General features: G+C 62.4%; 25 protein-coding genes. 10 read left to right on the forward strand and 15 right to left on the reverse strand.

The window, feature by feature from the left end; genetic code table 11:
• From NP945_RS27875 to NP945_RS27885, 3 genes are read left to right on the forward strand one after another with little or no spacing between them, the layout of a single operon-like run.
• Nucleotides 1-552 (forward strand): flavoprotein, encoded by a 552-nt coding sequence (locus tag NP945_RS27875; RefSeq protein ID WP_127412445.1) that lies wholly within the window; start codon nucleotides 1-3, stop codon nucleotides 550-552.
• Nucleotides 545-1,939: a DUF6513 domain-containing protein gene (locus tag NP945_RS27880; protein ID WP_256748119.1), complete on the forward strand. Its 1,395-nt coding sequence runs from the start codon at nucleotides 545-547 to the stop codon at nucleotides 1,937-1,939. The genes NP945_RS27875 and NP945_RS27880 overlap by 8 nt, the downstream gene beginning before the upstream one ends.
• 3 nt (nucleotides 1,940-1,942) lie before the next feature.
• Nucleotides 1,943-2,533, forward strand: coding sequence for a DUF447 domain-containing protein (locus tag NP945_RS27885; protein WP_127268113.1), 591 nt, complete (start codon nucleotides 1,943-1,945; stop codon nucleotides 2,531-2,533).
• A gap of 19 nt (nucleotides 2,534-2,552) precedes the next feature.
• Here the strand turns inward: NP945_RS27885 and NP945_RS27890 are convergent, their stop codons facing one another.
• Complete coding sequence (locus NP945_RS27890; RefSeq protein WP_256748120.1) at nucleotides 2,553-3,590, reverse strand: hydantoinase/oxoprolinase family protein; 1,038 nt, start codon at nucleotides 3,588-3,590, stop codon at nucleotides 2,553-2,555.
• On the opposite strand from NP945_RS27890, the gene NP945_RS27895 reads away from it, so the two are divergent.
• The gene (locus tag NP945_RS27895; protein WP_256748121.1) at nucleotides 3,540-4,334 is read left to right on the forward strand and encodes a HisA/HisF-related TIM barrel protein; all 795 of its coding nucleotides are present in this window, start codon (nucleotides 3,540-3,542) and stop codon (nucleotides 4,332-4,334) included. The two genes, NP945_RS27890 and NP945_RS27895, sit on opposite strands and share 51 nt — an antisense overlap.
• 137 nt (nucleotides 4,335-4,471) lie before the next feature.
• On the opposite strand, the gene fae is transcribed toward NP945_RS27895, so the two are convergent.
• From fae to NP945_RS27930, 7 genes are all read right to left on the reverse strand, one after another.
• Nucleotides 4,472-4,978, reverse strand: coding sequence for a formaldehyde-activating enzyme (gene fae / locus NP945_RS27900; RefSeq protein ID WP_013532036.1), 507 nt, complete (start codon nucleotides 4,976-4,978; stop codon nucleotides 4,472-4,474).
• Nucleotides 4,979-5,127: 149 nt separating this feature from the next.
• Complete coding sequence (locus tag NP945_RS27905) at nucleotides 5,128-5,988, reverse strand: triphosphoribosyl-dephospho-CoA synthase (RefSeq protein ID WP_256748122.1); 861 nt, start codon at nucleotides 5,986-5,988, stop codon at nucleotides 5,128-5,130.
• 11 nt (nucleotides 5,989-5,999) lie between these two features.
• A complete protein-coding gene (locus NP945_RS27910) occupies nucleotides 6,000-6,947 on the reverse strand; it encodes a RimK family alpha-L-glutamate ligase (RefSeq protein ID WP_306283315.1) in 948 nt (315 codons plus the stop codon).
• A gap of 128 nt (nucleotides 6,948-7,075) precedes the next feature.
• A complete protein-coding gene (gene mch, locus NP945_RS27915; RefSeq protein ID WP_127409106.1) occupies nucleotides 7,076-8,032 on the reverse strand; it encodes a methenyltetrahydromethanopterin cyclohydrolase in 957 nt (318 codons plus the stop codon).
• Nucleotides 8,029-9,123, reverse strand: a complete 1,095-nt coding sequence (locus NP945_RS27920; protein WP_256748124.1) for an ATP-grasp domain-containing protein — start codon at nucleotides 9,121-9,123, stop codon at nucleotides 8,029-8,031. Before NP945_RS27920 ends, mch begins: the two co-directional genes overlap by 4 nt.
• Nucleotides 9,124-9,136: 13 nt before the next feature.
• Nucleotides 9,137-10,030, reverse strand: a complete 894-nt coding sequence (locus NP945_RS27925; RefSeq protein ID WP_127269828.1) for an NAD(P)-dependent methylenetetrahydromethanopterin dehydrogenase — start codon at nucleotides 10,028-10,030, stop codon at nucleotides 9,137-9,139.
• 29 nt (nucleotides 10,031-10,059) lie between these two features.
• Nucleotides 10,060-11,031: a beta-ribofuranosylaminobenzene 5'-phosphate synthase family protein gene (locus NP945_RS27930; protein WP_256748125.1), complete on the reverse strand. Its 972-nt coding sequence runs from the start codon at nucleotides 11,029-11,031 to the stop codon at nucleotides 10,060-10,062.
• 156 nt (nucleotides 11,032-11,187) lie between these two features.
• Here NP945_RS27930 and NP945_RS27935 point away from each other — a divergent pair, with 156 nt between their 5' ends.
• The 6 genes from NP945_RS27935 (at nucleotide 11,188) to fghA (ending at nucleotide 17,034) form a co-directional block, all read left to right on the forward strand.
• Nucleotides 11,188-11,568: a 4a-hydroxytetrahydrobiopterin dehydratase gene (locus NP945_RS27935; protein WP_256748126.1), complete on the forward strand. Its 381-nt coding sequence runs from the start codon at nucleotides 11,188-11,190 to the stop codon at nucleotides 11,566-11,568.
• 342 nt (nucleotides 11,569-11,910) lie between these two features.
• Entirely contained in the window at nucleotides 11,911-12,774 is an 864-nt protein-coding gene (locus NP945_RS27940) for a tungsten formylmethanofuran dehydrogenase (RefSeq protein WP_256748127.1), read from the forward strand.
• Complete coding sequence (locus NP945_RS27945; protein WP_256748128.1) at nucleotides 12,768-14,399, forward strand: formylmethanofuran dehydrogenase subunit A; 1,632 nt, start codon at nucleotides 12,768-12,770, stop codon at nucleotides 14,397-14,399. The genes NP945_RS27940 and NP945_RS27945 overlap by 7 nt, the downstream gene beginning before the upstream one ends.
• Nucleotides 14,387-15,295 carry a formylmethanofuran--tetrahydromethanopterin N-formyltransferase gene (gene fhcD, locus NP945_RS27950; RefSeq protein ID WP_256748129.1) on the forward strand — a complete coding sequence of 303 codons (909 nt, stop codon included), beginning with the start codon at nucleotides 14,387-14,389 and terminating at the stop codon, nucleotides 15,293-15,295. Before NP945_RS27945 ends, fhcD begins: the two co-directional genes overlap by 13 nt.
• The gene (locus NP945_RS27955; RefSeq protein WP_256748130.1) at nucleotides 15,292-16,101 is read left to right on the forward strand and encodes a formylmethanofuran dehydrogenase subunit C; all 810 of its coding nucleotides are present in this window, start codon (nucleotides 15,292-15,294) and stop codon (nucleotides 16,099-16,101) included. The genes fhcD and NP945_RS27955 overlap by 4 nt, the downstream gene beginning before the upstream one ends.
• 102 nt (nucleotides 16,102-16,203) lie before the next feature.
• A complete protein-coding gene (fghA, locus tag NP945_RS27960; protein ID WP_256748131.1) occupies nucleotides 16,204-17,034 on the forward strand; it encodes an S-formylglutathione hydrolase in 831 nt (276 codons plus the stop codon).
• Between the two features lie 329 nt (nucleotides 17,035-17,363).
• Here the strand turns inward: fghA and NP945_RS27965 are convergent, their stop codons facing one another.
• The 7 genes from NP945_RS27965 to NP945_RS27995 form a co-directional block, all read right to left on the reverse strand.
• The gene (locus NP945_RS27965; RefSeq protein ID WP_027036892.1) at nucleotides 17,364-17,570 is read right to left on the reverse strand and encodes a type II toxin-antitoxin system HicB family antitoxin; all 207 of its coding nucleotides are present in this window, start codon (nucleotides 17,568-17,570) and stop codon (nucleotides 17,364-17,366) included.
• Nucleotides 17,571-17,574: 4 nt separating this feature from the next.
• Nucleotides 17,575-17,775 (reverse strand): type II toxin-antitoxin system HicA family toxin, encoded by a 201-nt coding sequence (locus tag NP945_RS27970; protein ID WP_013532021.1) that lies wholly within the window; start codon nucleotides 17,773-17,775, stop codon nucleotides 17,575-17,577.
• A gap of 6 nt (nucleotides 17,776-17,781) precedes the next feature.
• Nucleotides 17,782-21,564 carry a vitamin B12-dependent ribonucleotide reductase gene (locus tag NP945_RS27975; RefSeq protein ID WP_256748132.1) on the reverse strand — a complete coding sequence of 1,261 codons (3,783 nt, stop codon included), beginning with the start codon at nucleotides 21,562-21,564 and terminating at the stop codon, nucleotides 17,782-17,784.
• Nucleotides 21,565-22,164: 600 nt separating this feature from the next.
• Complete coding sequence (locus NP945_RS27980; RefSeq protein ID WP_127268764.1) at nucleotides 22,165-22,476, reverse strand: PilZ domain-containing protein; 312 nt, start codon at nucleotides 22,474-22,476, stop codon at nucleotides 22,165-22,167.
• Between the two features lie 132 nt (nucleotides 22,477-22,608).
• The gene (locus NP945_RS27985) at nucleotides 22,609-23,097 is read right to left on the reverse strand and encodes an NUDIX hydrolase (protein WP_023810435.1); all 489 of its coding nucleotides are present in this window, start codon (nucleotides 23,095-23,097) and stop codon (nucleotides 22,609-22,611) included.
• 212 nt (nucleotides 23,098-23,309) lie between these two features.
• Complete coding sequence (gpt, locus tag NP945_RS27990; protein ID WP_057145797.1) at nucleotides 23,310-23,810, reverse strand: xanthine phosphoribosyltransferase; 501 nt, start codon at nucleotides 23,808-23,810, stop codon at nucleotides 23,310-23,312.
• Nucleotides 23,811-23,943: 133 nt separating this feature from the next.
• Nucleotides 23,944-24,777 (reverse strand): universal stress protein, encoded by an 834-nt coding sequence (locus NP945_RS27995; protein ID WP_127272270.1) that lies wholly within the window; start codon nucleotides 24,775-24,777, stop codon nucleotides 23,944-23,946.
• Nucleotides 24,778-24,821: the final 44 nt, after the last annotated feature.

Consider the following 24,821-nt stretch of genomic DNA (forward strand, 5'->3'; position numbering starts at 1 on the left):
ATGGTGAAGCTGCATGTGCCGCGCTGGGCATGGGTTTTGACGGGTTCCGGGCATTTTTTTACGGAGAGCTTCGCACTTGTTCGCCAACTCGAACATTGCGATGTCTTCGTGTCGAAGGCTGCCAACGAAGTGTTGCGCATGTACAAGCTTAAACTTGATTTCCCGGAGACGACGCGCGTGCTGCACGACAAGACCGCGAGTGCGATCCCTGTCGGCGAATTCTACCACGGTGTCTATCACACGGTCGTGGTGGCGCCGGCCACGTCCAACACGGTCGCCAAATGCGTGCATGGCATTTCCGACACGCTCGCCACCAATGTCTTTGCCCAAGCGGGAAAGTGCCGTGTGCCAGCTATCGTCTTTGCTTGCGACACCGCGCCGGAACTCGAAACCCAGGCACCGCACGGGCTGGTCAAGGTCTATCCGCGCAGGATCGACCTGGAAAATACCAAGCAGTTGAAGAGTTTCGAGCGGACCCAGGTGGTCGAGTCGCTCGCTGATCTCGAAGCCTCGCTCACACGGCGCCAGGCCGAACTCGCAAGCGATGGCTGAGCGGCTGGTTTTTCTTACCGGCCATCTGGCCAAGGCGCGGCTGGAACGGCTGCTGGCCGGGCTGGGCAGTACCGAATTCGCGTGGGAAATCGTCGACGTCGGCGTCAAGGTCGCCGCGCTGATGAGCGAGGACATTGTGAAGCGTCGGCTCACTCTGACAGGAGACGTCGACCGCGTCGTCCTGCCCGGACGCTATCGGGGCAACATCGAGCACCTGTCGGAGCATTTCGGCGTGCCCTTTGTGCGCGGCCCCGACGAGATCGCTGACCTGCCGGCCTTCCTTGGCCGGGCGGGCAAACCGCCGGATCTGACGCGTCACGATATGCGCATCTTCGCCGAGATCGTCGATGCGCCGATGCTGTCGGTCGAGGCGCTGATGGCGAGGGCCTCGATGTTGGCCGCGGCCGGCGCCGATGTCATCGATCTGGGCTGCCTGCCGGAGACGCCGTTTCCATTGCTGCCGGAGGCTGTGCGAGCGCTCAAGGCACGGGGATTTATGGTCAGCGTCGATTCGGCCAGCGTGGACGAACTGACGATCGGGGCACGCGCCGGCGCGGACTATCTTCTCAGCCTCGATGAGAACACGCTGCCGTTGATCTTCGACCATAGGGCTACGGCAGTGTTGATACCGTCCACGCCCGGCGATCTGGATTCGCTCGGCCGGGCCATCGAAGCCGCTCAAAAGGCCGGCGTTGCCTTCATTGCCGATCCCGTGCTCGACCCGATCCATTTCGGCTTCGCCGTTTCACTCGGGCGCTTCATCGAGGCGCGGCGCCGCTGGCCGGACGCCGAATTGCTGATGGGTACCGGCAATCTCACCGAATTGACCGACGCGGACAGTTCCGGTGTTACGGCCGTTCTAGCGGGACTCTGCTCGGAACTCCGGATCCGAAACGTGCTGGCGGTGCATGTCAGCCCACACACGGTGCGGACGATCGAGGAGCACGATATCGCCCGCCGCGTCATGTTGGCTGCTTGCACGGACGGCGCGTTGCCGCGCGGCTATCACCCAGGCCTGTTGCAGGTCCACGATCGCAAGCCTTTCACAGCCTCAACCGACGATATCGAGGCATTGGCGGCCCAGGTCCGCGACGCCAACTTCCGGATCGCGGTAGCGGAGGACGGCATCCATGTTTTCAATAGCAAAGGGCATGCGGTTGCCACGGATGCGTTCGAACTTTTTGCCGGGCTGGACGTCAACGCCGATGGCGCACACGCTTTTTACCTCGGCGCGGAACTGATGAAAGCGGAGATCGCGTGGCGCCTCGGCAAGCGTTATGTGCAGGACGAACCGCTCGCATGGGGCGTTGCCGCGCCGGCTCCTGAAACCGACCGTACCCGTCTTGCCGAGCCGGGCCAGACGCTCCGCGCAAGGAAAGAGCGCTAGACCATGCCCTACATTCGCGAATCGATCATCACGACGGTCAACAAGGCAGGCAACGTCCACATCGCGCCGATCGGCATCATTGCCGAGAATGACGGCTGGGTGATTGCACCGTTCCGGCCGTCGGTCACGCTCGACAATCTCGCCGAAGTGCCATTCGCCATCGCCAATTATACCGACGACGTGCGTGTCTTTGCCGGCTGCCTGACAGGCCGCAAGCATTGGCCAACCGTTCCGGTTGACGGGTTTCCGGTGCCGAGGCTCGAGGCGGCGCTGGCGTATTCGGGTCTCGAAGTCCAGGCGGTCGATGACAATGGCGTGCGCCCCCGCCATTTCTGCCGCGTGGTGCGGGAGGAAGCGCTCGCGCCGTTCACCGGCCTCAACCGAGCCAAGGCGGCAGTGCTTGAGCTGGCCATCCTGGTCAGCCGGCTCGGCATGCTGCCGCGCGATAAGATCGAGGCGGAAATCGCCTACCTTTCGATTGCCATCGAAAAGACCGCAGGCGAGGGCGAAAAGGAGGCCTGGGGCTGGCTGATGCAGCGTGTCAGCGATCACTTGACCGCCAAAGGTTCCGGTAGCGAGGACGCGCGGGGTTAGGCCGAGCGCCGCACCCTGCTTACAACGGATATCCCGCCAAAAGCGCTACCGCGGACGCGGGGGCCGCGCTGCTCGCTTGCCCGCGAACGGTGTCATCGGCGGGGATGATGTCGGCGAAATCGACGTAGCTGCGTTCCATGCGTTCGGCCAGTCGCCTGATCTGCCAGCGACCGATTCCGGCGCCGACGATCGGGACATGCCGCGGCAAGGTCCCGGCAACCAGAGACGCTGCATCGTGCACTTTGCGCAGTTGCTGCTCGCTGAACCAGCGCGCGACTTCACCCCATTCCGGCGGGGTCAGGTCAGTGGCGTCGCGCCCCACCATGCGCGCCAGCCGCGCGATCGAGCCGTCCACGGTCTTTTCCTTGCCGTCGGCGGGAGGGTGCCTGTCGTCGTCCTCGTCGAGCACGCCCAGGATGCGGTGCGCGTCGGCGATCGAGGCGAAATACTCGTTCATCAGCGGCGTTAGCCTGCCATGGACGGGAGCCGACGAGGCTACGCCGAACAGGAATGTCCTGGTAAAGCCGGTATAGACCAATTCGCCGGTTAGAAGCCGTCCGGCATCGGTGTAGCCGTCATTGGCCACGGCGCCGTTCTTGATGGCAATGATATCGGTGGTGGTGGAGCCCATGTCGACGAACAGGGCATCGCCGGCGAGTTTTGCCACCAACAAGGCTGTCGCGTGCCAATTGGCAGAAGCCACATCGGCGCCTAACTGCGCTGCCTGCTCGACCCCGACGAAACCGGATGGTCCGGCATAGACCAGCTTTTTGTCTGTGGGGAAATGGGTGGAAATCTGACCCAGCAGAGCCGCTACGCCGACATCGCGGGACGGAAAGATGTCCGACAGTTCGCCTGTCATGGTGAATGCGTTGAGATCCGCACCCGCGTAGATCGGAGCCGTTTCGTCGAGGGCTGAAGCCAGCTTGTGCAGGCCTTGCCAAAGCGGCGTGGCGATCGTTACCGCCTCGACGATGCGACCGTCTTGTGCGCGGGTCACCTTCAGATGCGCGCCGCCAATGTCGAAACCGGCAATGATGCCCTTTCTTTTTTCCACGCTTCAAGCTTTCATGACGGGGGCAATCGGTCGGTGAGAAAAGCGTTGCGTATCATTCCGGTTCTCGACCTGAAAGACGGCGTGGTGGTTCGCGCCCAGCAGGGAAAACGCGATCGCTACAGGCCGATCGTTACGCCTCTCAGCCGAAGCCCCGATGTCGTCGCGGTCGCTGAAGGACTGCGTGGGCTTTATCCTTTTTCGACCTTCTACATCGCAGATCTGGACGCTATCGAAGGCGGAGCGCCAAACAGCGACGCACTCGCCCGGCTGAGGACGATGGCGGAGCCGCCGGAACTTTGGGTCGATGCCGGCGTGGCCGACGAAAAGACACTTTTGGCGGCGCTTGCCGAACGCTCGCTGTCTCCTGTTCTGGGCTCTGAATCGCAGCGGGACGACATGTTGCTGCGGCGTTTTTGCGATCATCCCGATCTCATCCTGTCCCTTGATTTCATCGGCGATAGTTTTTGCGGACCGCGTTCTCTTCTCGAAGAGCCCGAGCTTTGGCCGCAAAAGGTGATTGTCATGACGCTGGCCAAGGTCGGTGCGGCCGCCGGCCCTGACTTCGGGCTGCTGCAGGAGGTCAAGGCCAAGGCCGGAAATCGCGCCGTCATCGCGGCCGGCGGCGTCCGAGATGAGGCCGACATCAGCGCCTTGTCCGCAATGGGTGTCGCCGCGGCGCTGGTAGCAACCTCATTGCACAACGCTACGCTCACACCCGGCCGCCTCGCGTCACTCGGCGCCTGATCATCGTTGCTCGTCACCTCCCGAAGGACGTGCGCCCTTCGGGAGGTGACGTTTCAAAAGCCCAGAACTTTTTTCAGCCGGCGCAACAGACCATCCGTCTCAGAAGAGGGTTTTTCCTGTGCGGGGCTGTCTCTTGTCTAGGCTGCGAACGGATGCTTGACCTTGTCGCGCTGGGCCGTTGCTTCGGCGGCGGTCGGGGTTCCTGCAACGGCGCGCTGGATAGCTTCCTTTGTCGCCTCGTAATTGTATTTCTGGATCTTGGCGTCGTCCGCCGCGTCCCAATGGATGAACACCCCGACGCAGATGAACACGTCGTCCGCTTCGTTGGCCGGAATGGTCCCGTCCGCAACGCTGTCCTGCACGGCCTTTGCCACGGCGTGCTGCGCCGGGCCGAACATCTGGACCGCCTGCTTGGCGCCCTTGATCGTGACCTTGTTGAACATCACGGTGTTGGGTTTGCATTGAAGATTAGGCGCGATCACCGCCAAAAGCGAAGTAAAGCCATCCTTGTTGTTGGTAAGCGCGTTGCAGAATGCCGTTTCGACCGCGCTCCCCCGCGGGCCGATGAGCAGGTCGACATGCGCGACTTCGTTGCCGTCTCCCACCAGCGATTCACCGACCATAACCTTTGATATTTTTGCCATGCCAATTTCCTCCAAGACACAATTATGATGTCCACGGACGCTGCAACCGAGCAGGCGCTCGATGGACAGCTATCCTTGTTGGCAGCGTCCGGATTTGCCCGGACCGGTTGGCTAGATAGCCGCGGAAGCACAGCTTCCGCTTTTGGAAGTCAAGCACCAACGCCGCGATTATGCAAGGTGAGGGCGAGGGTGTGGACTAAAAGAGTAGCCACGGTGAGGTCGGCCGAGGTGCCGGGATTGATGTTGTCGGTCTTTAACCGACGGTCGAATTCCATGAGCAGGCGAATGCGCGACGGTTCGTCGCCCTCGGCATGGAGCGCCGCCTGGACGGCAACGGCTTCCTGCCCCGCCTGATTTGCGACGTCAACGCCATGCTTGCGCATCACATGGCTGTCAGGGAAGCCGGCGAGAAACGCCATGTAGACGAATACCGTCGGCCACATGCCGGTTTCTCCACGTGCCAACGCTCCATCCAGCGCGGCGAGCCCGACCCCGAACACGTCGCCGAAACAGCTGCCGTACTGGCGGGCGATCATGTCGCGGTCGGCGGCCTCCCGCATCGCGTCCAGCAAATGGACCTTCGGCTCCTGCCGCACATCGTTGGCGGCTTCTCCCAGGCCGCCTGGCGCGGCCGTGACGATCGCCTCGAATACCGCCTTGGTATCCTGCACGCTCAAAGCCCGAAGCAGCAAGTCGAGATTGTCCTGCAGTCTGTCACCGCCCATTTCGGCGGCGCATATCAGTGGCCCTGCCAGAAGGATGATTCCGAGATTGGTATTGGTTGCGACCGCCAGTCGGGTCGCGCGCACGGCCTCCAGCATGCGCTGTCCGACCGGCAGACGAGGATCGGTCAGCGGCCCGGAGGAAACCTCCGCACTCATCATGAATTGGGCGGCGGACATTCCGTGTCCGTCGGCGAACAGATGGACGTTGCCCGGTTTGAGGGCTTCGATCTCCATCCTGCAGGCATCCTTGTAGCTGGCCCGGAGGCGTTCACGCGACAGCGCCATCCTACCGGCCCTCACGAATTCGCAGGCGCGGCAAAACGGTAGGGCCGCGGCGCGGCGGCCGCTTCGGCACGGTCGGCCAGGAGTTTCAGCAAGGCATCGGCGATTGCCTCGGCGATATTCACGGCGACCACCGATTGCAATCCCGACCAGGCGGGCATGCTGTTCACTTCGAGTATGAACAGATTGCCGTCGTCAGCCCGCACGATGTCCACGCCGGCAAAATCCGCGCCGACCGCGGCTGACGCAGCGACAGCCAGCGAGGCCAGTTCCGCCTTGCCATGGTCGGAAACCTGTTCCGGCACGCCGCCCCGGTTGACGTTCGTGATCCAGTCGTCGCTGATGCGGCTCATCATCGCCACGGTCTCGCCGGCGCAGACAAAGACGCGAAAATCCCGGAAAGGCGGACCGGCACGCGACACATATTGCTGAAGGTAGTAGACGTTGTTTACTTCGTCTGCGGCCGGCAGGTCCGAGAGCGTGCGGATCAGCTTTATCCCGCGGCCTTGCGCCCCGAACAATGGTTTCAGCACCAGCGGTCCCCGCGGAAGCTCTTGCGCCGCGATCTCCGCGGCGGCAGCAAGTCCTTCCACGGCAAAGGTGGGTGGCGTGGGGAGGCCGGCATTTTTCAAGAGGAATGTCGTCATCGACTTGTCGACGCAGTGCTCGATCGCCTGCGCGGAATTCCACACGGGAACCGACAGTCTGCTTAACGCGTGCAGCACGCCGAGGCGCCGGGTAATCGCTTCGAACGATCCGGCGGCGATCGAACGGACGACCACGGCGTCGGGCAGCGTGCCGCCGAAGCCAGGGATCGAAAGCCCGCTCGGGCTGCTGGTGTCGAATGCGATCGCCGCCAGCGGCACGGCTGCAACGGCGGCGCCTCGCCGACCAAGCCCTGCCGCCAGGCCGTTCGAGCCAGTGTCCACTTTGTCGCTGACGATCAGGATACGAGGGATCATGTGGCCTCTCGGGTACGGGAACCTCGGAGGCGCGAGCGATCCCGCGCCCCCATGGCCGCGTCGGGGCTGCACGAAATGCAGTCGTCGGGCAGGCGAATGACGGACGAATCCCTTGGCACCGCCATGCTCTAGCCGAGACTTCGTTCGAGCATTTTCAGATCACGCCGACCGGCGCGAAACGTATCGCCGGTTTCGATCGCTGTCACGATCACTTCGGCCGGGCTGAACAGCAGCGGGTCGATGGCATAGAAATCGCCCTTGAACCGCGCGAAGATCTCGGCGAAGGGTTGGCCGTAGTCCCGTGAGGCGCTGCTGGGAAGTTTTTCCGCGAGTTTGCCAGCCTCTTTCGCAGATCCTTTCACGAAGAGCTGGACGCTGCCGCCATAGATGATGGCATCGTTGGTTCGGCCCATGGCGGTCAGGAAATCCGGATGGGGGGCGGGGATCGGAGCCGTTCCGATGCCGTCGACAACGTTCTCCAGCGGGAATTTGAGATCGTTAATCTTGTGCAGGGCAACCTCGAGCGCGCGCGCAACGATCTGCACGCTGCCGGCAAGACTTTGTGTCGGCGCATAGAGGAAGGTGAGCTTTTCCGTCGCCAGTCCAGTTGCCTTGCCCACTTTCTCAACGATCGCGCGGGGAGGCGGTTCGGCCGTCTCAAGGATAAGCACCGCGGACGATGCGATGTCGCGATAGGAAAGTGTTTCGAACAGCGGTTCGACCCGGGCGAGGGCGCGCGCCGGCCCAGATCCCATCGCGAAATAGTCCTGGCCAGACAGGTTCCAGCCCGCATATTGGCTGCCCAGGCAGGCTAGCACCGGCTGCGAAGATCGCGCTTCGACAGTGAACGGCCATTGCTGTGACGCGCGATCCATGAACACAGAAACGCTGCCGAGACCGCCCATCGCGGCCTCAGCCATGCGCAGCCCGGCTTCGACGCTGCCTACGGTCTTGGCGCCGGCATCGATCAGGCGCTCGCCCAATGGCCCCCTGGAAACGACGATGCGCAGGCGTTCGGCGTCGCCGATCATGCCGTCAACGATGCGCTGTGCATTGTCGTTCAGGAATGCCGAACCGTCTTTCATGTCCGGTCTCCTTCCCATTGGAGTTGCAATTGACTGGCTTGTCCCTTGATGAGTCGCTTGGTCGATTGGGCGCTCGGCCCGCGCGCGAAGACCGTGCAGACAGGGTCGCCGGCAATCAAACGGGTGCCAGCCGACTGCTGGTCCGCTGTCCATTCAGGCCAGGCGATCGACGGAAAGTGAGTGATTGGCGTCGCGGCGTAAGTCACGATCGACGCCATCGAATCGACGAAGCGCGGCAAGCGGAAGACCTGACCCGTCGCGGCGCGCAGATGCGCTTCGATCAATGGCGCGTCGACATCGTCGAAAATGTCGAGGGTGGCGCCTGGCCTCGGATTGATCTCGATGAACTTGTAGCCGTCCGGCCCGCGGATAAGATCGGCGCTGCACAATCCAACCAGGCCGGCGCGCCGCGTCAGACTTGAGAGCCAACCGCCGATCACCGCCGCCTGTCTGCGAGCGAAGCGTCTCAACCGCACGGCGCCGCCATAGCGATAGGGCGCTGTCGGGGAGGGGGACGTCCATTGTTGGCTGAAGCCCACGACGTGCGCGGTTTGCCCGTTGCCGACGAACAGGGCCGAAATGCTGCGTCCGGCAACGAAGCGCTGGAAATAGCGGCCGGCGGTCGGGCTTTCTCCGGCTGCTCGTCTGACGTGCCCGCCGCCGGCGCCACCCGCAGTTTTGACCACCCAGTTCTCCCGATCAGGCGGCTGGTCCCATCGCAATTGCGGATGCGGGATGCCAAGTTCGGCGCAATCATCGGCCAGCAACTGCGGATCCTTGATCCTGCGGATCGCGGCGCCGCCATTGCCTGCGAGCGGAAAGTGTCGCGCGATCTCGTCCACGGTCTCGGGCATCCGCTCAAACCCTGAGCCCAGGATAATGGCGACCGGCAGGTCGTCGCCAGCCAATCGCCGAAGCGTGTCGACGATGCGCTCGCCGTCGATGCCCCTCTGCAGGTCGCCCGGCAGCATCGTCGCGCGTCCTGCGAGCGCGACGGTGTCCGTATCGCAAAAGAAATCGGCAACCAGCGGACGATAGCCGGCGCGACGCGCGGCGGCGGCCAGCGCCCGGCCTGAAATTGCCGCGATCAAGAGAGATCCGGCGTTACTTGGCAATCTCGCGTGCAAGGGAAAACGCTTCCTGAAAATCGAGCGTGATCGTCTTTTCGGATTCGATCATTCTTTTGAAGAGACCGAATTCGACCTTATATTTGACATTGCCAATGGCAAGCGGACCAATGCCGACAGCTTTTGCCGCTTCGAGTGGATCACCATTGGCATTGACGGCCAATCCTTCGATACCGGCCGGGGGAACGGCATTGACGTCGGCCGCAATAAGCAGGTCGTTGCCTTTCAACTGGGCTTTGGAGACCACCTGGACGCCAGCTTTGGCGCAAGCCAGGATAATCTCGTTCGCCTCGACCAGCTTTGTCTTGCGGGCGTCGCTCGATCCGTCAGCGGCATCGACGATGATGTTGAACCTGCTTTCGATCTCGGCCGCGATCTGCTTGACCCGTTCGATGCCGTCATGGCCGACAAGTGTGACCCGGGCACCTTCCCCTGCCGCGATGACGGCGGTGCAGAAGCCGACGACGCCGGTGGCACCGAAAACAGCCACCCTCGTATCCCTGAGCGCACGCTGGAATTTCTTCTCCAGCGCCTTTTCGACCTTGGCCACCATCGCCGCGGCCGTGGTGAACGAGCCGGCCGGATCGGCAAACACCGAAACCTGGAAAGGCGGCACCATCGCCTTCTTCGCGGCGTCGAACATGTCGAGCGCCAACGAGGCGTCCTTCCCGGCGATGAAGATGCCGGTGTCGACACCCGCATCCGGCGGGCGCGAAAAGATCGCGTCCTGGACCAGGCCTGTCACTTCGGCGAGGCTTACATCGACATAGGGGACGACGGCGTCGAAACCTGCATCGAGCGCCATGTTCACGTCGAAGGGGCTCATCTGCTTCAACGGTGTCAGCATGTGCAGGATGTGTTTGCGGGCCATTTCTTGCCTTTCTGCCTGAAACGGGAGCGTCAGCTGCCGACGAGATTCAGCCTGGTTGAGCTGATCTTCGCGCCGGAGTTCCTGCCCTTGACGATCTTGATCTCAAGGCCGTCCTCAGTTGCTGTCCTCCGAACCGCGTCGACGAACTTGAGTGCGGCGTCATGTGATGGCGCGAAGGCAAAGCCTGTCGGCCCCCAGGAACTCTGGCCGATGCCGACGGCGCCTGCTTCATTGAGACGGTGGGCCGCCATCTCGACCCGCTTCGAGGTGAACACGCCGCCCTGCGCCGGGGCGAAATGGCTGCCGATCAGCATCTGTATCGCGGTGACGGCGGCGCCGAATGCCGGAAGGTCCCGCTCGACCAAAGCCGGCATAATGCCCATCAGCACCCTCCGGCAGATCTCCCCGCTGCCTGCCGTTGGGAATGGCGGCAGCGAACGAAACGCCGCGACCTCGGCAGCGCCATGCAGTCCATGCCCGGAATGGTCGAGGATGAGGATGACGCGCCACTCTTCCGGAAACGGCAGCCGCGCGACGACCGGAGGCGTTCCGCCGCGGTCGTTCTTGCCGGCGTCGACTATGACGCCGCCATCTTCGAAACTTGCGATGCCGATGCCGGATCGGCCGCCCCGCTCGAGCAGGCTCGCGTCGCCGACGATATCCAGAGGCAAATTATGGAGAGTGCGCAACGCCGAGGCGACGGCAAGGGCGATCTGCGTGCCGGACCCCAGACCCGCATGACTGGGGATCGACTGCTCGACCACCAGATGGTGCTGGCCGCGAATGCCGAGATGCTTGCAGAGCGTCGACAGATGCTCGCTGGCGCGGGTGCTCTCGGAGCCTTCGACGATGGTTTCGCCGGACCGCGACAGGGTGACGACGGTTTCGGGTTCGCTCAATGGAAGCCCGACGCTGCCGAACCGCCGTCCGGCATCGCCATTGAGATCAAGGAAGCCAAGGTGCAGGCGAGCGGGCACTCGTATGGTAACAGAATTCGACATCTGCCCCCCGATGGGTGCATCATGGATGCATCATGGAAGTTTAGGTGCCCGGTACCATGATAACTGTTTTCGTCGATGGGGCAAGCCAAAGAGAATGAATCCACGTGTTTGCTGGCTCCGGCGTGTAGACAGACCGAGCAATTCGCGGAGGTCGAGATGAACGAGACAGTCAAGGAAAAGGTCTATTCGGAAGCCGAGATCGCCGAGCGGCTTGAGAAGGAGCTGCCAAAATGGCGCTACGAAAACGGCTGGATCCGGCGCAAATACAAGACCCACAGCTGGAAATCGACGCTCATGGTCATCAACACGGTTGGCCATCTCGCCGAGGCGGCGTGGCACCATCCTGATATCACCGCCTCCTATGCCTGGGTCGAGGTACGACTGACGAACCACGCGGCGAAAGGCATTACCGACAAGGATTTCGAGTTGGCGAAGAAGATCGAGGATGTTGTCCAGTGGCAGCCGGCCAAGGAAGGCGGGGCACTGGAGGGCACTCCGCTGACCGATCAACGCTTCGCTTATGTCAAATATGACTAGGCAGGGTCGGAATTTCTTGACGCGTATGAAAACATTCGCTGATCCGCTGCAAGGTGGGGTTCACGGCCAATCCAGTTTCGTCTAGGATCGTGGCGGCACCAGAAAGTAGTTTAGCGAATGGCGGTTGCTTGGATCGGCAACCGGGAAGCGCTGATTGAGCGCGCGGCTGCGCATGCCGCGTCGCTATTGTCGTCAAGTCGGTGCCCGGTTTTCAGCTTTGATACGGATATAGACGGCACGAGGGCGGCGATCGCGCTGGCTGAGAGGGCTGGCGCGGCATACGACCATGCCGATGGCGCGGCACTTGCCCGGGAGACTGCGCTTTTTACGGACAAGGGGGCAATGACCGTCGCCCCCGGAGAGACGCGCCGGCGTGCCGATGTCGTCGTGATCGTGGGCGAGCTCCCGCGGATCCATCATGGTCTTGTTGGCGAACTCGCCGGGACGGTTCCCGACCTCTCGACCGTGAACCAGCGCGCGTTCTTCGTGGTAGGCCCGAACGGGATGTCTGTGCCGCCGCTGAACGGCGGGCGCGAGGCAACGCGACTTTCCTGTGGCCAAGCTAGCCTCGCCGCCACGCTAGCGGCGCTGAGGACACAGCACAAAGGGCGGCGTACATCGCAACCGGTGTCGAATTTCAATGATTTCGCCAAAGCGTTGGCGGCCGCGCATTTTCCCGTGTTCCTGTTTTCAGGCCACGCCGCCGAAGGCCTGGCATTGGAGATGCTGCAAGGACTGATCGCCGATCTCAATCGCAACTCGCGCGCATCCGGCCTTCATCTGCCGGCGAACGAAAACGGCTGGGGTAGCACGCTCGCCTCGGCCTGGATGACAGGTTTTCCGCTGCGCACCGGCTTTGCGCGCGGCTTCCCGGAATTCGATCCCTGGCGCTGCGATGTGGCGCGCATGATCGCTGCCGGCGAAGCCGACTTGCACCTGCGGATCTCCGCCACAACGGCCCAACCGAAGGAAAAAAAGCGCCGCATGGCACTGATTGCGTTGACGAAAACGCAAGAGCCGGTTGCCGGCGCCGCAGTCACCATCGCCATCGGCGAGGCTGGGGTCGATCACGATGCGGTTGTCTACTCCAGCCGCACGGGCTCGCTCAGGTCGATCGATGCGCAAGCGGCCTCGCAATTGCCCTCCGCCGCGACGATCATCCGCCTGATCGCTACCCACGCCTTCGCCGAGCCACTGCCATGCTGACGAAAATCGCCGGCGGCGACATCATCGATCCCGTCAACGGCCGTCTCGGCAAGGGCGACCTTTGGGTCAAGGACGACAAGATCGTTTCGGCGCCGGCGGGAGGGGCGGCCGACCGGATCATAGAAGCCAGCGGCTGCATCGTGATGGCTGGCGCCATCGACATCCACTCCCACATCGGTGGCGGCAATGTGAACACCGCGCGGCTGCTCTTGCCCGAACAGCATGCCGCCCATCAGCTGAGGCCAGCAATGACGCCGCTCTCCAATGCCGGCTGGTCGACGTTCCAGACGGGCTGCCTCTACGCAAAGATGGGCTTTACGACGGTGGTCGAGCCGGCGATGTCGCCGGGAGCGGCGCTTCACACGCATCTCGAACTGGCTGACATCCCGATCATCGACAAGGCAACCCTCGCCATTCTCGGCAATGACGATTTCCTTCTGTCGATGATCCGCGACGACGCCCCCTCCACGATGATCGAGGACTATGTCGCCTGGACGGTCGCTTCGACGCGAGCGCTTGGGGTCAAGGTGATCAACGCCGGTGCGGCGGCCGCCTTCAAGGAGAACGTCCGCACCTTCTCGCTGGACGATGTCGTGCCTTCCTATGGCGTCAGTTCGCGCAAGATCGTCAAGACGCTGCAGGCCGCCGTCGACAGTCTTGGCCTGCCGCATCCCCTGCATGTCCATTGCAACAATCTGGGCAGCCCCGGATCGGCGGATACGGCGGCTGCGACGATCGCAGCGGCGGATGGGCTGCCGCTGCATCTCGCCCACCTCCAGTTCTATGGCTATGGCACGGAAGGAAAACGCGGGTTTTCCTCTGCCGCCGCACGGCTTGCCGAACTGGTCAACGCGACGCCGGAAGTCACCATCGATATCGGCCAGGTCATGTTCGGCCAGACGGTCACGGTCTCCTCCGACGTCATGCGGCAGTTTTCGGCGCGTGGCAGCGCGCACCCGAAAAAGACCGTCATTCATGATGGTGACGGCAATGGCGGCGGCATCGTGCCCTACAGCTATGGCAAGGACTTCTACGGCACGATGCAGTGGGCGATCGGGCTCGAGCTTTTTCTCCTGATCGACGATCCCTGGCGTGTGTTCTTCACCACCGATCATCCCAACGGTGCACCTTTTACGGCTTATCCGGCGCTGTTCGAACTGCTGATGAGCCGGGAAGCGCGCACCGAGATGACCGCCGGACTTTCACGATCCGCCCTGGCGCTCTCTACCCTGGCCGCAATCGACCGCGAATACACGTTCGAGGAAATCGCCATCATGACGCGCGCGGCGCCGGCCAAGCTGCTCGGCTTGACGGATCGAGGCCATCTCGGCGCCGGTGCAATAGCCGACATCGCTGTCTATCGCAGGGACCGCAGTATCGCGAAAATGCTCGGACAGGCGGCGTATGTTTTCAAGGATGGCGATCTCGTCGTGCAAGACGGGGAAATCATCCATTACCGCTGGGGCAAGGCATTGAGGCTCAAGCCGCCTGTCGACAAGGCAATGGTGCGACGGCTCGAGGACTATCACCAGCAGCGCTACGGCCTGTCGCTGGACTGGTTCAATTTTCCGGATTCCGCGATTGCGCGCGAACAGCCATTCGGCGAGGTGCCATGCCGAACATGAGCGTCAATGGGGTGACGATCGACGATACCTTCGCCGAAGCCTTCGGCATGCGCGCAACCGCCATCGTCATCACCGCGCCGAGCCGGAAATGGGCTCGCCAGGCGGCGATCACGATGACTGGCTTCGCCACCTCGGTGATCGGTTGCGGCTGCGAAGCGGCAATCGATCTCGACCTGCCGCCATCGGCCACACCGGATGGCCGGCCGGGCTGCCGCGTCATGATTTTCGCGATGGGAACGGACGAATTGCAGAAACAACTGCTCAATCGTGTCGGCCAGTGCGTTTTGACCTCGCCGGGTTCCGCCTGCTTTGCCGGGCTGCAGGGCAGCGCCGAGCTCAAGCTCGGTTCGGCGCTGCGTTATTTCGCCGACGGCTGGCAAATCTCCAAGAAGATCGGCGACAGGCATTTCTGGCGTATTCCCGTCATGGATGGCGAGTTCCTGTGCGAAGCAACGACCGGACTGACGAAGGAAGCTGTCGGTGGCGGCAATTTCTTTGTCATGGCGCAAAGGAGCGCCAACGCTTTGGCCGCTGCCGAGGCCGCGGTCGCTGCGATCGGCATGGTGCCTGGCGCCATCGTGCCGTTTCCGGGCGGCATTGCCCGTTCCGGTTCCAAGATAGGTGGCAAATACAAAGGCATGATCGCTTCGGCCAACGAAGCCTACGCGCCGACGCTGCGCGGCGTCGTCGCGAGTGAGCTCGGTCCCGACATCAACGCCGTCCTGGAAATCGTCATCGATGGTGAGACCAATGAGGCCGTTGCCGCCGCGATGAAGGCCGGCATCAAGGCTGTCATAGAGCTCGGCCCGAAAAGAGGCGCGGTTCGGATCAGCGCCGGCAATTACGGCGGCAAGCTCGGGAAATTCATCTACTCGCTGAAGGATATGCTGCCATGAAGGCGCTGACCTTCACCCTGGTTGCAGAGCCGCCGGAGCGCCTTGACCTGTCGCCGCTGACGCCGGAGCGGCTGGCCGGGATCGAAAGGCGCGACGTCGAAAGAATCCAGATCGGCATGTCGAAACACGGCTCGAAGGTGGGCGACATTTTTCGCGTCGCCGGCAGCGATCCGACAAACATCGTGTTCGAAGGCGGAAGCATGCGCCTTGACCTTGTGGCGCAAGGCATGCGGGGTGGGTCGGTCCGCCTCGTTGGCAATGCGGGCGCCCAGGCCGGGCGCGCCATGCGCGGTGGGGAGCTCACGATCGAAGGCAATGCGGGTCCATACGCCGGCTCCGGCATGCGCGGCGGCAGGCTTGAGATAACAGGCAATGCCGGGGACCACCTCGGTGCGCCGCTCGTCGGGGAACTGGCTGGCATGAACGGCGGTGTGTTGATCGTCAGGGGCAAGGCGGGCGCCTTCGCCGCGGACCGCATGCGGCGCGGCCTGATCGCGGTGCTGAAAGGCTCCGGCGACCACGCCGGCAGCCGCATGATCGCCGGCACGCTGGTGGTGGCCGGTGGCACCGGCGAGATGCCCGGCTATTTGATGCGTCGCGGTTCGATCCTTCTCGATCGCGCGCCGGCACGCATGTCGCCGAGCTTCGTCGAATGCGGCGCGCCCGAGAGCGTTTTCGCCGCCATCATCGATCGTCATCTGATCGCCGAGGGCATTTTGAAACGGCCGCTTCTGGGGAGCGCACCGCGCAAATATGGCGGGGATAACGCAGTGCTCGGAATGGGCGAGGTTCTTTTTCCGCGCTGAGATCCGTCGACACAAGAACCACAGGATGGCAGGACGCAAGTGCTTGCCGCTGGGTGGCAGTGGTGGGGCCGACCGTCATCCGACCCGCAACGTGGAGAACACATGAAAATCATCTCTCAAACGAAGGCCCATGGCGGCGTGCAGGGCGTCTATTCCCATTTGTCGACGAGTTGCCGTTGCGACATGACTTTTGCCGTTTTCATACCTCCGCAGGCGCGGGAGACGCCTTGTCCCGTTTTGTGGTATCTCTCAGGCCTGACGTGCACCCACGCCAATGTAATGGACAAGGGCGAGTACAGGCGCATGGCCGCCGAGCTTGGCCTGATCGTCGTTTGTCCCGACACCAGCCCGCGCGGGGCCGACATTCCGGATGAAAAAGACAACTGGCAGTTCGGCTCCGGCGCCGGCTTCTATCTCGATGCGACGCAAGAGCCTTATGCGAAGAACTATCGCATGTATTCCTATGTCACCGAGGAGTTGCCGGCCCTCATCGCGGCTGAATTTCCAGCCGATATGGCGCGCCAGGCAATCTTTGGCCATTCGATGGGCGGGCATGGCGCGCTGACGATTGCCTTGAAGACTCCGCGGCGTTTCAAGAGCTGCTCGGCGTTCGCCCCGATCGCCCAGCCAAGCACCGCCGGCTGGTCGAGACCGGCTTTTGAGAAGTATCTGGGTAAGGATGAGGCCTCGTGGCGAACCTGCGATGCGACGTCGCTCATCGAGGACGGATACCGTTTCCCCGAATTTTTGGTGGATCAGGGAACGTCGGATGGATTTCTTGACGACGGGCTGAGGCCTTGGCTGCTTGAGACGGCCTGCGCCAAAGCAGGTATTCCGCTGAAGCTGCGGATGCAGGATGGATACGATCACTCGTATCTTTTCATCTCCAGCTTCATGGACGACCATCTGAGATGGCATGCTGAGAGGCTTTGATCTGGCAGGCCGAAGGCATGGCCAGATGCAAACAAGTTATTGAATCCGACGCCTTACACCGAGGGCGCCGCGCCTGCCGCCGTCAAGCGCTAAGCGTTCAGCTCCAACGCGGCCTATGCGAAAGAGCTGAAAGCGGTAGCAAGCCTCGATGAAATCCCGGAGCCACCGTGCGGCGACTGGGGCGAAATGCCTGACGGGATCCAGTATTTCGAGGTGCCGGCGGGTGAGGGGCGCAAGCTGCTATTCGTGGGGCAGGACGAGCCGTTGACGAGCAGACGCTGCGGGTGTTGCCGGCGGGGTAGATGCCGAGAATCCTGATTGCAGGAATTTTATGCCTCTATGTATTCCGCGAGGCTGACACCCTTGGGCACATCCAGCCCATCGGCTCGCAAACCTTCGATGTGAAAGCGTATTGCGTCGCGAATCTCGGTTTCCACTTCAGGCACAGTGGCACCTGTCGCGATGCAGCCGGGTAGGTCCGGCACATAGGCAGAGAAATTACTTCCTGCTTTTTCAATCACCACCGCGTAACGCATGTCATCACTCCTTCAAACCTGACTGCTTGAGGATGCTGTTCAGTGTTCCTGGCGCAACCTCTTCAGACGGCTTGCCAGCCACGGTGACGCGGCCGGCTTTGACTTCATGCTTATATTGGCGATGGCTGCCCTTGGTTGCAACCAGATACCAGCCGTCGGCCTCCAGCAGGCGAATGATCTCGCGAACTGTAAGCCGAGGTGGCACTAGACCTCAGCTGCACCCGCTCGTCGAGCCGCACGTGTCGCACTTCTCGCAGGTCCCGTTACGCACCATCGTGAAATTCTGGCACTCGGAGCAGGAATTGCCTGTGTAGCCCTGGAGCAGGGATCTTGCGCGGCGGTCGTTGGCGAGTTTCTTGGCTTCGGCCGCCTCCATGGCCGCGGCGTCGGTGAACAGCGCAGCCGTGGCGTCGGAAGCAACACCCGCCGCTTCCTCGAAGGCGATGTCCTCGGCCAGTTCCTTTGCCCGCTCCTCATAGTCGCGCTTGTAGGCGACCGCTTCGTCGCTGGCCGGCTTCAACGCCAGCACGTTGGAGCCGGAGAAGGCGGTCGGTGCCGAGCGGGCAGGGGCGCCCGAGGGGGCCGCAAAGCCTTTCGGATCATTGCCGCTGACGCGCGACACCAGCTTCACCGGCGAGGCGCCACGGGTCAGGCCCTTGGAGACCGCGTCGGTCTTGCCTTCGCTGATGCCACGGCCAAGTGCGGTGTTGGAAAAGTCCGACTGGTCGACATGGGCGAGGTCGTTGCGGCCGAGATAGGAGATCGCCAGTTCGCGGAACACGTAGTCGAGGATCGATGTTGCGCTCTTGATGGCATCGTTGCCCTGCACCATGCCGGCCGGCTCGAACTTGGTGAAGGTGAAGGCGTGCACATATTCGTCGAGTGGCACGCCATATTGCAGGCCCAGCGAGATTGCGATGGCGAAATTGTTGAGAAGGCCACGCAAGGTCGCGCCTTCCTTGTTCATGTCGATGAAGATCTCGCCGAGACGGCCATCGTCATATTCGCCGGTGCGCAGGAAGATGGTGTTGCCACCGATCTTGGCTTTCTGGGTGTAGCCCTTGCGGCGGCCGGGCAGCTTTTCCTGCTCGCGCGACACGCGCTCGATGATGCGCTCGACGATCCGCTCGGTGATCTGTGCGGCACGTGCTGCCGCAGGTGCGGCGAGCAGTTGCTCGATGGCTTCATCCTCATCGTCCTCGCCATCGGCGAGCAGCGAGGAGTTGAGCGGCTGCGACAGCTTCGAGCCGTCGCGGTAGAGCGCGTTGGCCTTCAGCGCCAGCTTCCACGACAGCATGTAGGCGCCCTTGGCGTCTTCCACCGTCGCATCGTTGGGCATGTTGATGGTCTTGGAGATGGCGCCGGAAATGAAGGGCTGTGCAGCCGCCATCATCTGGATGTGGCTGTTGATCGAAAGCGAACGCTTGCCGATCTTGCCGCACGGGCTGGCGCAGTCGAACACCGCCAGGTGTTCGGCCTTGAGGAACGGCGCGCCTTCCAGCGTCATCGCACCGCAGACATGGATGTTGGCGGCCTCGATATCTTTCCGGGAGAAGCCGAGCGCCGGCAGGATCTCGAACGAGAAGTCGTTGAGCTGCTCGTCGGTGAAGCCGAAATTCTCCTTCACCCAGTCGGCGCCAAGCGTCCACTGGTTGAAGACGAACTTGATGTCGAAGGCCGATTTCAAGGCTGCGTTGAGCGCGGCGATCTTGTCGTCGGTGAAGCCCTTGGCCTTGAGCGCGCCGGGGTTGATGGCCGGCGCCTGGTTGAGGTTGCCGTGGCCGACCGCATAGGCCTCCATCTCGGCGATCTGGGCTTCGGAGTAGCCAAGCGTGCGCAGTGCTTCCGGCACGGCGCGGTTGATGATCTTGAAATAGCCGCCGCCGGCCAGCTTCTTGAACTTCACCAGCGCGAAGTCGGGCTCGATGCCGGTGGTATCGCAATCCATGACCAGGCCGATCGTGCCGGTCGGCGCGATCACGGTCGCCTGCGCGTTGCGGTAGCCATGCTCCTCGCCGAGCTCGATGGCGCGGTCCCAGGCGGCCTTGGCGTGGGTCGCAAGGTCCTGCTGCTTCAGGTCGGAAGCGACCAGCGGCACGGGATTGACGGCGAGCTTCTCGTAGCCCTGCTTCTCGCCATAGGCGGCACGGCGATGGTTGCGCATGACGCGCAGCATGTTCTGCGCATTGCGGTCGTAGTCGGCGAAGGCGCCGAGTTCGCCGGCCATCTCGGCCGAGGTGGCATAGGCGACACCGGTCATGATTGCGGTGAGTGCGGCGCAGATCGCGCGGCCTTCATCGGAATCGTAGGGAATGCCCGACGTCATCAGCAGGCCGCCGATATTGGCATAGCCGAGGCCGAGCGTGCGGTATTCGTAGGACTGCTTGGCGATCTCCTTCGACGGGAACTGCGCCATCATCACCGAGATTTCGAGAACGATGGTCCACAGCCGCACCGTGTGCTCGTAGGCTGCGATGTCGATCGTGCCGTCGGCGTTGCGGTAGGGCAGCAGATTGATCGAGGCAAGATTGCAGGCCGTGTCGTCGAGGAACATGTATTCGGAGCACGGGTTGGACGCCCGGATCGCACCGGCCGATGCGCAGGTGTGCCAGTCGTTCATCGTCGTGTTGAAATGCAGGCCGGGATCGGCCGACGCCCAGGCGGCGTAACCGATCTTTTCCCAGAGATCCCTGGCCTTCAGCGTCTTCAGCACCTTGCCGTCCTTGCGGGCGGTCAGGTGCCAGTCGGCATCGTCCTCGACGGCGCGCAGGAAATTGTCCTTCAGCGACACCGAATTGTTGGAGTTCTGGCCCGAAACCGTGAGGTAGGCATCCGAATCCCAGTCTGTGTCGTAGGTCTTGAACGACATCGAGCTATAGCCCTGCTTGGCGAACTGGATGACGCGGTAGATGTAGTTCTCCGGCACGGCGGACTTCTTGGCCGCCTTGATCTCGCGCTTCAGCGCGGAGTTGATCGACGGGTCGAAGCAGTCATCGCCATTGCCTTCGCAGTTGACGCAGGCCTTCATGATCGCTTCGAGATGCTTCTTGACGATCTTCGAGCCGGTCACCAGCGAGGCGACCTTCTGCTCTTCATTGACCTTCCAGTCGATGAATTCCTCGATATCGGGGTGGTCGGCGTCGACGATGACCATTTTCGCGGCGCGGCGCGTGGTGCCGCCCGACTTGATGGCGCCCGCCGCACGGTCGCCGATCTTGAGGAAGCTCATCAGGCCCGACGAGCGGCCGCCGCCCGACAGCTTTTCGCCTTCGCCGCGCAGCAGCGAGAAGTTGGAGCCGGTGCCGGAGCCGTATTTGAACAGGCGTGCTTCACGCACCCACAGATCCATGATGCCGCCCTCGTTGACGAGGTCGTCCTGTACGCCCTGGATGAAGCAGGCATGCGGCTGCGGATGCTCGTAGGAGGATTTCGACTTGGTCAGCTTGCCGGTGAACGGGTCGACATAGAAGTGGCCCTGGCTCGGGCCGTCGATGCCATAGGCCCAGTGCAGGCCGGTGTTGAACCATTGCGGCGAGTTCGGCGCGACGCGCTGGGTGGCGAGCATGTAGGCAAGCTCGTCGCGGAAAGCGCGCGCGTCTTCCTCCGACCCCTTGAAGTAGCCGCCCTTCCAGCCCCAGTAAGTCCAGGTGCCGGCAAGCCGGTCGAAGACCTGGCGGGCGTCGATCTCGGAACCGTAGCGCTCGGCTTCCGGCAGCTTGGCAAGTTCCGTCTCATCGGCGACGGAGCGCCACAGGAAGGAGGGGACGTCGTTCTCTTCGATCTTCTTCAGGCGCGCCGGCACACCGGCCTTACGGAAATATTTCTGCGCCAGGATATCGGCTGCGACCTGGGAGAACTGCGCCGGCACGTCGATATTGTCCAAGCGGAACACCACCGAACCATCCGGATTCTTAATCTCCGAAAGCGCCTTGCGGAATTCAATCTCCGCATAGGCAGATTGTCCTGGCTTGGTGAAACGACGCTCGATGCGCATTGGTCCGGTCCCTTTTGTCTATATATAGCGCTTTCCTCCAGGGATTTCTGCCCCCGATGCGAAACGCGCATGTCCGCCGTCTGCCGGGCGTTCGAAAACGGCCGGCTCTCCATTTTCGCGGTCTCCGCCGGCCCTGCTGGTCAAACTCCTTGCGAAGTATCTGTCCAACGCGCCGACGAACCCGCGGGTCCCTCAAAACTGATTTTTTCCGATTCCCTCGATCGAGGGAAATTCACACTATCTAGCGTCGAACCTACCTGCAAACACTAAATATAGTATTAACAGACAATTTATTCAAGCCCGACAATTGTCCCTATCGTCCCCAACCGCCCCACAATCCCAACGCTTCCGCCGGCCTCGTAAACAGGCGGAAATGCGAGCAAAAACGCACATAATCCGGGAAAAAAGACCGGGCTCAGAACTTTCCGGTCGCACTCTCAACAGGAGCACATGGCCTATAAAAGGCGACTCGTTTTGCGCCGTCAAGGATTCGTTTGCGTAGCTTTTGTGACCCCAACATCTTGTGTGTCACATATGTGGATAACGGGGATAGAATGCAGGCGCGGATCACGATTTTCCGCGCGCAAGCTTGCCCGGGCGTCAGCCGTAATGCAGCCGGGGCTTTGGCTCGGTGCCGGTGAACTGCACCCCGATACGGTCGTTGCGACGCCAGCGGACCTCGCACCGATAGGCAATGCCGTCGAGCGGCACATAGAGAAGGAACCGATCTGGGACCCGGGCTTCGAGCGGTATCTTCAGTTCGGCGCCGCCTTCGTGCTGGTTGCGCAGCGTGCAACCGACTTCCGAATTCGAAATTCCGGTGATGATCGACCCACCCTTGAGCACGCGCGGACGATGCTCGCGCTGGGGGTCGTCGGACTCGTTTGGAATTGGATTTGCGGGATTCGCCATCGATCAAAAATACCAGAGCTGCCGAATCCTACCCTTGATTCCTTAGCAAAGCATTCATGTCGAAGCGCGGCAACGCGTGTCTAACCTTAGCAAGCCAGTTCCGTTTTGCAAAGAGAGCGGTGTGGCCGCCCGTCAGGAGAAGCTGTGCGGGTCGGCGCAGAAATAGGCGATGATCTGGCAAAGGTCGGGTTCGTTGACCATGCGCACCGCTTCGCTAGCACGGACCCATTTGCGGGTGCGTGAGTGTTTTTCCTTCCAGCGGTCCGCGACTTTGTCGACATGCAGTGGAAACACCAAGACCTCGCACGGCACTTCTTCGCCGGAAGCCAGGACCTTGGCGTAGAAGTAACGGCCGGCTTCAAGATGAGAGACACGGCCGCGCAGCCCGGCCTCCTCGCCGGCTTCGCGCGCCGCGGCCTCGCAGAGCGGCTCCCTGGCCTCTGGCCAGCCCTTGGGCAATACCCAGCGGCCGGTATCGCGGCTGGTGATCAGCATGATTTCGACGCCGTCGCCCGTGTCGCGCCAGGGCAGGGCGGCAACCTGCAGGCGGCACGGCGCCGTGCCGAAGAGCCGTCGGACCCTTTCGGCCAGATGATTGTGTGTCGTTGGCCTCGTCAACATCGAAGAAGCTAGCCCCAGCCTCCGGAATCGTTTGCCGTCTCACGAATCTTACGGCTAATTGTCGGCAATAAAAGTAAAAAATTTCATTCGCCTGGCCGATTTCCGCCAATAGACGTCGATTTGGCTAAATATCCGGCCCTGCCGGACCTGTTTGCGAAAGCAATCATGCGCGGGTGCAAGCTGCTGGTCTGTAACAGGCAGGTAGTTGCGAATCAGCCGGCGTGGTCGTCGGCGATCGGCTTCTGGTAGGTGAAGCCCATGTCCCACGGGAAATAGATCCAGGTGTCCTGGCTGACTTCGGTGACGAAAGTATCGACCAGCGGCCGGCCTTTCGGCTTGGCATAGACGGTGGCGAAATGCGCCTTGGGCATCATCGCGCGCACGATGCCGGCCGTCTTGCCGGTGTCGGTCAGGTCGTCGATGATCAGCACGCCGGCGCCGTCTTCGGCGAGCAGGGCAGGGGTGATCTCCTTGAGGACCTGCAACTGCCCCTGGCTGGTATAGTCGTGATAGGAGGCGACGCAGACCGTCTCGATGACGCGGATGCCGAGTTCACGCGAGATGATCGCCGCGGGGACCAGCCCGCCTCGCGTAATGCAGACGATCGCTTTCCATTGTCCCTTGTTGGCGCCGGCAAGCCGCCAGGCGAGCGCCCGGGCGTCGCGATGGAATTGGTCCCAGGAGACCGGAAAGGCTTTTTCGGGAAGGGACATGTCGCGCACTCCACAGCACGCGGGGATCGCGCGCAGGAAAACAGGGGAATGCGCGCGGAATTAGCTGGAAAGCCCCCATCTTGGCAAGAGCAAGGGGCCTTGGCAAAGGCAAGGCCCAGCGATCGCTGTGGACCTACCGCGACAGGAAGGCCGCCACCGGCGCAGTGCGCAGCACGCTGCGCGTCACGCCGCCGAACAGAAGCTGACGCAGCCATGAGTGGCTGTAGGCGCCGAGCACCAGCAGATCGGCGCCGGTTTCCGCGATTCTGGTCTGGATGATGTCATCGACCGAATTGCCGCCCGACTGCTGCACCGAGACGCTGACGGTGGCGCCGTGGCGCGACAGCGCCGACGCGATTTCGGCGCCGGCGGCCTCCGGGCTGTCGTCGAGCGTTTCAGGAGGGTCGATAACCAATATGTCAGTCTTCTCGGCTTCGATGATGAAGGGCAGCGCGTCGAAGGCGGCCCGCGCCGCTTCCTTGCTGCCGTTCCAGGCGAGCAAGACGCGTTTGAAGGTGGTGATCAGCGGACCCTCGTGCGGCACCACCAGCACCGGCCGGCCGGCATCGTAGACCAGCGTGTCCACGTCCGCGCTGGAATCGCCGCCCGTTTCGCGCTGCGCCGCTATGATCAGGTCGGCGGCCCGCACGCTCGAAATCCCGGTCAGCGCGCTGTCACCCGAAAAGCTCTCCAGGCTTCGCCACTCGAAGGAAAGACCGGAATCCTCGATATGTCTGAGAAACAGCGCCTTTAATTTCTCGGCCCGTTCCCGGTTCATATCTGCCGAAACCTGCAGGAATTCGGTGTCCGGAAAGCCTGTGGCCGAGGTGTACGGCACGGGAAGTGTTTCGGCATGGATGCCGACCAGATGGCTCTGGAACCGGGTGGCGAGCGGAATGGCGCAGTCGAGCACGCGCTCGGCGTCCTGCTCGTTCTGCAGAATGGCGACGATGGTTTTGAATCGCATGACAATCCCTCGATTTACGAGCTGGTGAACTCGTGCCGGGGAAA

Source organism: Mesorhizobium sp. LMG17149 (assembly GCF_024518695.1).
Classification (GTDB): domain Bacteria; phylum Pseudomonadota; class Alphaproteobacteria; order Rhizobiales; family Rhizobiaceae; genus Mesorhizobium.